Raw genomic sequence first — 10643 nt, forward strand, 5'->3', positions numbered from 1 at the left:
ACGGCCCCCGGCCCGTCCCGACCTCAGTTCACTTCAGCACGCCGGCAAAGTAGGCCGACAGCTCGGCGCGAGCGTCCAGCGGCAGCACGTGGGCCACGTACTGGTCGGGCCGCACGACGATGAGGCAGCCGCGCTCGCGGTCGATGCCGCGCATGTCGTAGATGTCGCCCGCGCCCTTGTGGTCCACGCAGAAGACCTTCTCGTGGTCCTGCAGGCCGAGCTTGCCGGTCCGGGGCTTGAGCAGTGAAGGCATCTGCCCGTAGTCGAGCTGGTCGAAGGTGGGCTGGAACACGGCGCGCACGTCGATGACGGCGTCGATGTCTTCGCCTGGGCGCGTGTGCCTGACCACCGGTGAGGCCGCGTCGTTGGCCAGCCAGTCGGCCAGCCGGGCCATGGGCGCGCCGGGCAGGCCCACGTCACCCTGGCCCGCAAAGGCGTAGAGGCGCCAGCGCGCGTCGGCTTCGGCGGCATGACCCAGCTGCATCTGCTTGGCGTCCGACAGGCGCACCACGGGCGCGGAGTGGAAGCGGCGGCCGATGGCTTCGCCCTGGGCCAGCGCCTGGTGCGGGCTGGCCGCGAACAGGGTCGAGCTGTCGTACTTCACCGCGGTGCCGCCGGTGAATTCGAGGTTGGCCTTGAACTGGCGGATGATGCGCGGCTCTTCCTTGCCCTCGCGTTCGGCCTGCGTCGTGGGGGCCGACATGATGCGCGACCACTCGTGGTCGGTCTCGACCAGGCGCTTGGCTTCGGTCAGGCGCTCCTTGCTGTAGCTGCGCAGCAGACTCGGGTCGGCGCGGCCCTGCAGCACGTGCACCAGCTTCCAGCCCAGGTTGAAGGTGTCCTGCATCGACACGTTCATGCCTTGGCCGGCCTTGGGCGAGTGGGTGTGGCAGGCGTCACCGGCGGTGAACACGCGCGGGTTGCGGTTTGAGCCCTCGGGCACGTCGTCGAACTTGTCGGTGAGGCTGTGACCGATGTCGTAGATCGACCACCAGACGACTTCCTTCACGTCGATGGCATAGGGTTTGATGATGCGGTTGGCCGCCGCGATCATGTCCTCCTGCGTGAACTTCTTGCTCGCGGCCTTCTCGCCTTCCTTGAGCTTGTCCAGTTCCACGTACATGCGGAAGATGTAGCCGCCTTCGCGCGGCAGCAGCAACACGTTGCCTTCGCCGGCCGACGAGATCAGGCACTTCTGGCGCACGTCGGGGAAGTCGGTGTTGGCCAGGATGTCCATCACGCCCCAGGCCTGGTGCGCGGCGTCGCCGTGCAGCACGCCGCCAATGGCCTTGCGCACGGCCGAGTGCGCGCCGTCGCAGCCCACCACGTAGTTGCAGCGCACGGTGCGGGTGCCGCCCCAGTGGATGCCGGTCGCGTCTTTGAGCGTCACGGTCACCGGGTGGTCGTCGGTGGTTTCATCGATGGTCAGGCCTGCGATTTCCCAGCCGTAGTCGGGCGCCAGGCGCGAGGGTGAGTTCGCCATCACCTCCAGGAACAGCTCGTGCAGCCGCGCCTGGTTGATCAGGATGTGCGGCATCTCCGAGCTGTCGTCGGCCACGTCCTGCACACGGCCCACGCGCTTGATGTGCGCGGGGTTGGCGGGGTCGGGCATCCAGAACGCGGTCTGGTTGACCCAGTAGGTTTCGCGCTTGACCTTGTCGGCAAAGCCGAAGGCCTGGAACATTTCCATGGTGCGCGTGTTGATGCCGTCGGCCTTGCCCTTGACGATGTTGCTGGCCATGCGTTCGACGATCAGGGTCTCGATCTGCGGGAACTGCGCCAGCTGCGCAGCCAGGCACAGGCCGGCGGGGCCGGTGCCGGCGATCAGCACGTCCACCTTTTCCGGCAGCGGCTCGTTCACGCCCCGGTTGCGGCGGTTGGGCGCCGCGGGTTTGACGTCGGGGTTGCCGCCGCGGAAGCCGTCTTTGTAGAACTGCATGGGTTGTCTCCTGGGTTGAATCGCACCGATGACCGTTGGTGTGTGAACAAATGATATCTATGCTTATCAATACCTGTCAAGACGGTACGTATACTTATCAAAACCGTGCCGCCCTGGCGCGCCGGTGTGACCACCCCTACCCTTTGAGACGGAGCGCGAGCATGGACTCACTCGACATGGCCGGGCACCTGATCCGGCGCCTGCACCAGCAGTCCACGCTGGTGTTCGTGCAGCGCACGCAGGAAGCGGGTTACGACCTCACCCCCATCCAGTTCGCGGCGCTGGACGCCATCCACAACGCGCCCGGCGCCGACCAGGCCACCGTCGCGGAAATGATCGCCTACGACCGCGCCACCATCGGCGGCGTGATCGAGCGGCTGGAGCAAAAGGGCTGGGTGCGCCGCGTGGTGAGCGAACGCGACCGCCGCGCGCGCGAACTCTCGCTCACGCCCGAAGGCGAGGGCATCTTGCAGGCGCTGGTGCCAGTGGTGCGCGGCCTGCAGGACGAGATCCTGCAGTCGCTGGGCGAGGCCGACCGCGCGCGCTTCCTGCGGCTGGCGCGGCAGGCGGTGGGGCAGTAAGGCCGCCGGTCAGTAGCCGGCCGGGTAGCTGGCGGTGGCGGTCATGCTCACCGGCGCGCCGACGCCGCTGCCGTGGGCGTTGAGGTCTTTCATGGGGAACAGCAGCGGCTCGGCCGCCGGGTAGCCATAGGCCGCCACTTGCGCGTTGGCGGCGGCGCTGATGGTGACGCCCCACAGAGACCACACCGGGCGCATGTCGCGGCCGATGATGCGCGAGGCCGCGATCAGCATGAAGTCGTTGCCGTCCATGGCCGACGGGTAGCTGGCGTAGGTGCCGAAGCCCAGGCCGTCCTTTGCGCCGGTCCAGCCGGTTTCGCTGGCCGAGAAGTTGCGCTCCAGCAGGTGCATCAGGGCGTAGAGCTCCCAACCGTCGGAGAAGGCGGGACTGTTGTAGTAGCGCGCGAACTCCACCAGCTGGCGGTAGAACACCAGGCGCTCGGCGGCGTTGGCTGCGTAGGCTGTGTTGGTCCAGATGCTGGTCCGCATGTAGGTCTGAGGATCCGCTGAAGCCAGCGCCAGGGTCAGTGTGGCAAACATGGCGCGGGTGGTGTTCACCGAGCGGGTCAGCGGTGTGGCCGCGGGGTTCGCGCGGTTGAACGCCATCTGCTTGTGCATCGGGAAGATGTTGTTGGACACCTCGGTCGACTGTCCGCCGTAGATCTTCAGCCGCGCGCGCTGCAGGTTGTGGCCGATCTCGTGCGTCTCGCCCCAGCCCAGCGGTTCCAGCGCCCAGTTCTGGTCGTAGGGGTTGCCCGAACAGCCGGCGCCACAGGCGGCCACGGTGTCGGCGATCACGTGCTGCATCACGTCGCGCCGGTGCTGGGTGCCGGTGCAGTCCCAGCCGGCTGTGCCGCAGAAGGCGGCGACGCTGGCCGGCAGGTTGAAGCCGCCGCTGGGCGAGTTGAAGCCCGCGAGTTCGTACGTGTCCTGGACCATGTAGGTGCCGATGCGGTCGGCCAGCAGGCCCATGTCGCCGCGGTGTGCGGCCAATGTGCTGCGCATGTGCGGCACGTTGCTGTGCACGGTGAGAAAGTCGCTGGTGATGCCGACCCAGTTGGTGGGCGTGCTGGCCAGCTCGGCTTTGAAGGCGGCCACCTGGGCCGCGTCCCGCATGTCGCGCAGCACGGGGTGGGTGATGACGCCATCGACCGCCACGCTGATGGCGGGCGCACCACTGGCGGCGCCGACGAACAGGTACAGCGGGCCGCCGAAGGGGCTGGTGAGGGTGACGGTGCGGCCCGACACCAGCGGCACGCGCGGGCTGGCCAGCATCGTGGGGCGGTTGTAGCCGTTGGCGTTGTACAGGCGCGTGGTGTCGCGCAACAGGTTGATGCCCAGGGTCACGCTGGCAGTGGCCGCGTCGCTGCGCGTGAGCGTGACGCTGCGGCCGGGCATCACGTACAGGCCGGTCATGAACTCGCGCGTGCCGGTGGCGGGCGCGGTGGTGGTCACCGTGCGGGCGATGGCGGGCGTGGCCGCCGGGATGGCGGGCGCGAAGCTGCCCTGGTGGGCGGCGGTGGCGCTGTGTCGGCGGTTGATGTAGGCCGTCATGTCCGAAAAATGCGCGCGGAAGAACGCGCCTTTGTCGCCGCCCTTGTCCATGGGGTAGGTCACGGCCTTGCGCCAGGTGTCGCCCAGCAGCACCAGGTGTTTTTCCAGCGCGTAGCCGGGCTGGTCGAACAGGGCCAGCCCTTGGGCGTCGAGCGCGCGCAGCGTGGCGCGGATCGCCTTGGCCGGCGTGTTGAACTCGCTCTGCAGCGCGGTGTCGCCATCACAACCGACCTTGCCCACATCGCTGACGCAGCCGCTGAAGGTGGTGGCGAAGCTGCCCGCCTGCAGTCGCTGCAGCAGGGCCAGGGTGTCGCTGGCGAAGCCGCTGGCACCCAGCGTGGCCGGGTCCCCGGCGTTCAGGCCTTCCTGCGCCCGGTAGTTGTCGCTGGTGGACAGGCCGAAGTGGGCCAGCAGGCGGGTGGCGAGATCGCCCGCGTCGCCGTCGTGGTGCAGGTACAGCACCGGCACGCCCCGTGCCTGCGCGGCCTGGATCGCGGCCATCACGCTGCCGCCGTTGTAGGTGGAGGTGCCGCTGTTGGGCGCCTCTTGCCGCCCGATGACCAGCAGGTCCGCGCCTTGCAGGCAGGCGTCGAGCGCGCTGCCGTCGCAGCTGTCGTCCACCGCCGACGCGCCGGCCACGCCATTGATGGTGACCGAGGGCAGCTGGGCTGCGAGCCAGGCGCGGGTGGGCGCCTCGTGCGGGAACCAGTAGGTGGCTTTGCCCGGCAGGTGGGCCGTGACCACCTTGAGCCCGCTCAGGCTGCTGCGGCCGGTGAGCCAGGCCACGGTGTTCTTCATCACCGTGTCCATGCCGGCATTGCTGCCGACGGCCAGCGGGTTGCCGCCAAAGGCCGCGTAGCGCTCGCCGGTGGTCGGGTCGGTGCCGGCCACGGCCAGCACCTTGCCCGACCCGGCGGTGTTGTCCGAATAGCGCCAGTTGCCGGCCAGCAGCACGCTGTTGCGGCTCTGGTCCAGCACCGTGAAGTAGGCCGAGTCGTGCGAGGGGTCCCAGCCCACGCTGGCGCCGCTGACACCGCTGAACACCGCCCGGCGCAGCGTGGCCTCGGTTTGCAGCCGGGCCTGCAGCCATGCCACGCTGGCCGTCAGGGCGGTGGCACTGTCCACGCGGCTGGCGTCGCCCGTCGTCAGGGCGGTCGACCAGGCGGCGGGTGTGGCCACCACGGGGTCGACGCTGTTGACCGCACCACCGCCGCCGTAGGGGCTGCCGCCACCGCCACCACCGCAGGCGGCCAGCGCCATGGTGAGGGCGGCCGAGAGGGCGAGGCGCCAGGAGGAGGGTGTTGGGTGAGGACGGGTGGTCTGGGAACGCAGCATGGGGATCATCAACGGTGGTGGTGCGCCGGAGGCGGCCGCGTTTGTAACCCGTTGTGGCGGCGCTGCCCCCGCCTTCGTTCACACCTTCCTGACCGGACCGGCTGAGCGGCAGCTTGGGCAGAACAGGCGGTTCAGTCCGGCGAGGGCCGCATCCGCAGCGCCAGCCCCTGCAGCAGCGCCAGCGCCAGCAGCCCCAGCCCGGCGGTGAGCCACAGCGCGTGGCCGCCCCAGCGCGCCATGGCCAGGCCAAACAGCACCGGCGCGAACGCCTGCGAGATGCGGGCCGGCGCCATCAGCCAGCCCTGGCGTTCGCCATACCCCGCGGCGCCGAACACCACCAGCGGTAGCGTGCCCTTGGCGATGGTCAGGATGCCGTTGCCCATGCCGTGCATCACCGCAAACAGCCAGGCGCCCAGCGGCCCGCCCAGCGTCAGCAGCGCCACGCCGATGGGGTGCCCTGCGGTGGCGAAGCGGCTGGACAGCAGCGGGTGCGCGCGGCGCAGCAAGCCGAACTCCAGCAGCCGCCCGGCCACCTGTGCCGGCCCCACCAGCATGGCCACGCCCAGCGCGGCCGGTGCCGACAGGCCCTGCGCCTGCAGCAGCAGCGGCAGGTGCGCCGCCATGGCGGTGCTGGTGAACCAGGCGATGGCGAACACGGCCGCGAGCACCGCGGCCACGCCGGTGCCGGCGTGCGGGTGTGTCGGTGCGGCAGCGTCATGGGCCTGGCCCGGGGTCACCGCGGTCTGCACCGGTGGCGTGTGTTCCACCGGCGCGCCGGGCAGCAGGCTGTGCAGCGGCAGGCCCACCAGCAGGTGCAGCGCCGCCCAGCCCAGGCACGCGCCGCGCCAGCCCCAGGTGTCCAGCCCCCATTGCGTGAGCGGCCAGCCCACGGTGCTGGCAAAGCCGGCGATCAGCGTGATGCCGGTGATGGCGTTGCGCGCACTCACAGCGTACAGCCGCACCAGGGTGGCAAAGGCCGCGTCGTACAGGCCGCTGCCCATGGCCAGCCCGATCACGCACCAGGCGGCCCAGACCTGCCACTCGGCCTGCGCCAGGCCCAGCGCGCCCAGGCCCACCGCGAACAAGAGGTTGGTGACCCGCAGCACGGCGCGGCCACCGTGCCGGTCGATGGCGCGGCCCGCGGCCGGCCCGACCAGGGCCGAGATCACCAGCGCCAGCGTGAAGGCGCCGAACACATGGGTGACCGCCATGCCCAGCTCCGCCGCCAGCGGCGCGGCCAGCAGGGCCGGCAGGTAATACGACGAGGCCCAGGCCAGGGTCTGCGTGCTGCCCAGGGCAGCGACCACAGCGCGTTGGCCCAGTCCCCTCACCTCATGCGGTCTGGAGCATCAGCTGTTCCAGACGGGGCAGGTAGTGGTCCAGCGGCGGCACCTCGCGCGCCGGGTCCTTGGCCAGGTCGTCGTAGCGGCGCAGCCGCACCGCTGCCTGGGCGAACGGCTGCTGCAGGAAGGCGCCGGCTTCGACGGCCGTGTAGACGCCGCCCTGCTGCGCCAGGCTGTGCACCGACGCGGCGGAGAGCGACGCGAAGTAACCGCCTTCGGCCTGGCACAGGTAGCGCTTGGCGTCCACGTGCAGGCGGATCGGTTCCAGCACCGCGTCCGGCAGGACGCCGCGCAGGAAGGGCAGCAGCGAGTACTGGTGCAGGTCGTCCTGTTGCATGTCGGTGTCCAGCGTACCAGCCTTTTCGGTGGCGATCAGGTGACCCAGGTCGTGCAGCAGACAGGCGATCACCAGCGCATCCGGCTCGCCCGCGCTGTCCGCCAGGTGGGCGCATTGCAGCGCGTGCTGGAGCTGGCTCACGGCTTCCAGGCCGTACTGTTGCGAGCCGCGCCGGGTCAGGAGGTGCTGGATGTCGGTCAGTGTCAGGGCCATGGCGGTGTTCCTCTGTTCCTCAGATCATGAGCTTGCGGATGCGGGCCGACACCAGGTCGATCAGGCTGACCGTGGCGATGATGATGACCATCACCGCAGCGGTCTCGGCGTACTGGAACCCGCGGATGATTTCCCACAGCACCACACCGATGCCACCCGCCCCGACCATGCCCACCACCGAGGCCGAGCGCACATTGGCCTCGAAACGGTAGAGCGTGTAGGAGATCCACAGCGGCATGACCTGCGGGATCACGCCGTAAACGATCTCGTGCAGCGCCGAGGCGCCGGTGGAGCGGATGCCTTCGACCGGCTGCGGGTCGATGGCTTCGACCGCTTCGGAGAACAGCTTGGCCAGGGTGCCGGCGGTGTGAATCCACAGTGCGAGCACACCGGCGAACGGGCCCAGACCCACCGCCACCACGAACAGCATCGCGAACACCATCTCGTTGATGGCGCGGAACGCATCGAGCACGCGGCGCACCGGCTGGTGGACCCACCAGGGCGTGATGTTGGATGCCGCCAGCAGGCCCAGCGGCACGGCCGAGACCACCGCCAGGGCCGTGCCCCAGACGGCGATCTGCAGCGTGACCAGCATCTCCTGCACGTACATCTTCCAGTCTGCGAAATTGGGCGGGAAGAACTCGCTGGCGTATTGCGCCATGTTGCCCGAGTCGCGCAGCAGCTCCAGCGGGCGCATGTCGGCGCCCTTCCAGGAGCCCGCCAGTACCAGCAGCAGGGCAGCCCAGCCGAGGTACCAGCCGAAGCCGTGCTTCTGGGCCGCGGCGTTCAGGCCAGGGGGGGGCGGGAGTGTGGAAGCGGGTGTCATGGGCATCTCCGGTCGCAAAAAAGGCCCGCTGGATGGCGGGCCCTGGGCAGGCATGCGCTTACTGCAGCGCGGCCAGTTGCTTGTCGAGGTCGGCCAGCTTGGCGGCCTTGTCGGCGGCGGCCAGCGTCGTGTCGGCCTCGACCTTGTTGCGCTTGCTGAACAGGTCCAGTTCGCGGATCGGGGTCAGCTGGGCGTTGGTCGAGGGCTTGAAGCCCGAGAGCTTGGAGATCTTCATGACGATCTCCTTCTCGCGCGCGTCGGTCTTGGCGTAGTTGTAGAAGAAGCTCTTGAGCTTCTCCTTGGCGGCCGGCGGCAGGTCCTTGTGCATCACCAGCGGGTCCAGCGGGATCAGCGGCGAGGTCCAGACCACGCGGATGTCCTTGAACTTCTCGGGCTGGCGCTCCTTGATCTTGTCCAGGTTCTCGCTGTTGTTGGTGGCGACGTCGACCTGCTTGTTGGCCACGGCCAGCGCGTTGGTCTCGTGGTTGGCGTTGCGCACGATCTTGAAGTGATTCTTGGCGTCGATCTTGTTCTTGGCGAACACGTAGAAGCCGGGCACCAGGAAGCCCGAGGTCGAGTTCGGGTCGCCGTTGCCGAAGGCCAGGTTCTTGCCGTTCTTGAGCACGTCGTCCAGCGACTTGATCGGGCTGTCCTTGTGCACGATCAGGTGCGAGTAGTAGCCCTGGGTGCCGTCGGCGTTGACCATCTGGGCGAACACCTCGGCGTTGGCGCGGTCCACCGCCTCCATGGCCGACTTGTTGCCCAGCCAGGCCACTTGCACCTTGTTGAAGCGCATGCCTTCGATGATGCCGGCGTAGTCGGGTGCGAAGAAGGCCGTGACCTTCAGGCCGGTCTGTTTGGCCATGTCGTCGATCAGCGGCTGCCAGTCGGCCTTGAGGTTCTGGGTCGACTCGGTGGAGATGATGCCGAAGTTGATGTCCTGGGCCCAGGAGGTGCTCAGGGTCAGGCCGAGGGCGACGGCGGCGAGAGTCTTTTTGATCATGGAATGGTCCTTGGATCGGTGGAAGTGAAAGCGGAAAGCGGAGGCTCAGGCGGCCTGGGCCAGCGGGGTGGGCCAGGCCACCACGTTGGGCGCCAGCGCGGGAGTGGCGGAGGGGGCGGGCACCCCGTGCAGCGACGAGCTGCCGTTGAGGATCTCGTCGGCCTGCATGCCATAGAGGTTGCGCAGCAGGGCGGGCGTGAGGGCTTGCGACGGACCGTCGAACACCACTCGGCCCTGGTGCAACGCCACCACGCGAGGGCAGTAGCGCATGGCCATGTCGACCTGGTGCAGCGAGACCACCACGGTGCAACCGTCTTCGCGGTTGATGCGGGCCAGGATCTCCATCACCTTGCGCGAGGCTTCGGGGTCCAGCGAGGCGATGGGTTCATCGGCCAGCACCACTTTGGCGCCCTGCACCAGGGTGCGGGCAATGGCGGCGCGCTGCTGCTGGCCGCCCGAGAGGGTGGAGGCGCGCTGCGCGTGGCATTCGGCGATGCCGACACGGCCCAGCGCCTCGATGGCCAGGGCACGCTCTTGCGCGGTGAACCAGCGGGTCCAGGCGCGCCACCAGGGCATGCCGTGCAGGCGGCCCACCAGCACATTGACCAGCACCGGCAGGCGGTCGACCAGGTTGAACTGCTGGAACACGAAACCGATCTGCGAGCGGATGCGGCGCACGTCGCGCTGGATGCGGCCTTCGCGCTGCACGCACTGGCCGGCGACCTCGATCACCGAGCCGGGCGTGCCGTCGGCGGCCATCAGGCCGGCCACGTGGCGCAGCAGCGTCGACTTGCCTGAGCCGGAGGCGCCGATCAGCGCCACCATCTCGCCGGGGCGGATGTCCAGGTTCACGTTGTCCAGCGCCAGCTTGCCGCCGGCAAAACGTTTGCTGAGGTTCTGGATGCGAAGGGCTGAGGACATGGGCGTGCTCCGTGGGGTGAAGTCATCTAGACAAGTCGCAGTGTCCGGGGCTTGTGTGACAACTGTTTGAAGGCCGCGGGAAGTTTTGATGGCGTGCGCAAGGGCGCCGCTCAGAGCACGCGCGTGCCTTCTCGCCAGACGCCGCGCACCACGGCCTGGCGGCGGCCATCGGGCAGGTCCACCAGCTTCACGCGCACCAGGTCGGCGCGTTTGCCAGGCGCGATCTCGCCGCGGTCGTCCATGCCGCAGGCCCGCGCCGGGTTGCGCGTGACGGTGGCGACGGCGGCGGGCATGTCCAGGATGCCGTCGTCCACCAGCCGCACCACGGCGCTGAGCAGGCTGCCGGGCACGTAGTCGGACGAAAGGATGTCCAGCAGGCCCTGGCGTGCCAGTTCGGCCGCCGCCACGTTGCCCGAATGCGAGCCGCCACGCACCACGTTGGGACCGCCCATCACGGTCAGCAGGCCGCGTTCGTGCGCCGCGCGCGCAGCCACCACGGTGGTCGGGAATTCCGAGACGCTGGCGCCCTCGGCATGGGCCTGCTCGACGTGCGCCTCGGTGGTGTCGTCGTGGCTGGCCATGGCGATGCCGTGG

Annotated in this window: 9 protein-coding genes; 1 reads left to right on the top strand and 8 read right to left on the bottom strand. The window is 69.2% G+C overall.

The features are described from left to right. Positions 1–28: 28 nt before the first annotated feature. Positions 29–1939, bottom strand: a complete 1911-nt coding sequence (locus ACR2JA_RS02175; RefSeq protein WP_434007497.1) for an FAD-dependent monooxygenase — start codon at positions 1937–1939, stop codon at positions 29–31. A gap of 161 nt (positions 1940–2100) precedes the next feature. Between ACR2JA_RS02175 and ACR2JA_RS02180 the strand changes: the two genes are divergently transcribed. Then, positions 2101–2520: a MarR family winged helix-turn-helix transcriptional regulator gene (locus ACR2JA_RS02180; RefSeq protein WP_434007498.1), complete on the top strand. Its 420-nt coding sequence runs from the start codon at positions 2101–2103 to the stop codon at positions 2518–2520. Between the two features lie 9 nt (positions 2521–2529). On the opposite strand, the gene ACR2JA_RS02185 is transcribed toward ACR2JA_RS02180, so the two are convergent. The 7 genes from ACR2JA_RS02185 to ACR2JA_RS02215 all read right to left on the bottom strand — a co-directional run. Next, positions 2530–5406: an ImpA family metalloprotease gene (locus tag ACR2JA_RS02185; protein ID WP_434007499.1), complete on the bottom strand. Its 2877-nt coding sequence runs from the start codon at positions 5404–5406 to the stop codon at positions 2530–2532. 131 nt (positions 5407–5537) lie between these two features. Further along, entirely contained in the window at positions 5538–6713 is a 1176-nt protein-coding gene (locus ACR2JA_RS02190; RefSeq protein WP_434007500.1) for an MFS transporter, read from the bottom strand. A 25-nt stretch (positions 6714–6738) separates the two neighbouring features. After that, positions 6739–7299: a phosphonate degradation HD-domain oxygenase gene (locus ACR2JA_RS02195; RefSeq protein ID WP_434007501.1), complete on the bottom strand. Its 561-nt coding sequence runs from the start codon at positions 7297–7299 to the stop codon at positions 6739–6741. A 19-nt stretch (positions 7300–7318) separates the two neighbouring features. Beyond that, positions 7319–8125 (bottom strand): phosphonate ABC transporter, permease protein PhnE, encoded by an 807-nt coding sequence (gene phnE, locus ACR2JA_RS02200; RefSeq protein ID WP_434007502.1) that lies wholly within the window; start codon positions 8123–8125, stop codon positions 7319–7321. A 58-nt stretch (positions 8126–8183) separates the two neighbouring features. Then, a complete protein-coding gene (gene phnD, locus ACR2JA_RS02205) occupies positions 8184–9128 on the bottom strand; it encodes a phosphonate ABC transporter substrate-binding protein (protein WP_434007503.1) in 945 nt (314 codons plus the stop codon). Between the two features lie 45 nt (positions 9129–9173). Beyond that, the gene (phnC, locus tag ACR2JA_RS02210) at positions 9174–10049 is read right to left on the bottom strand and encodes a phosphonate ABC transporter ATP-binding protein (protein WP_434007504.1); all 876 of its coding nucleotides are present in this window, start codon (positions 10047–10049) and stop codon (positions 9174–9176) included. A gap of 110 nt (positions 10050–10159) precedes the next feature. Further along, on the bottom strand, positions 10160–10643 hold a 484-nt coding region (locus ACR2JA_RS02215; RefSeq protein ID WP_434007505.1), incomplete at its 5' end, for an amidohydrolase family protein.

The organism is Hydrogenophaga sp. (genome assembly GCF_051007235.1).
In the GTDB taxonomy this organism is placed as follows: Bacteria; Pseudomonadota; Gammaproteobacteria; order Burkholderiales; family Burkholderiaceae_C; genus Hydrogenophaga.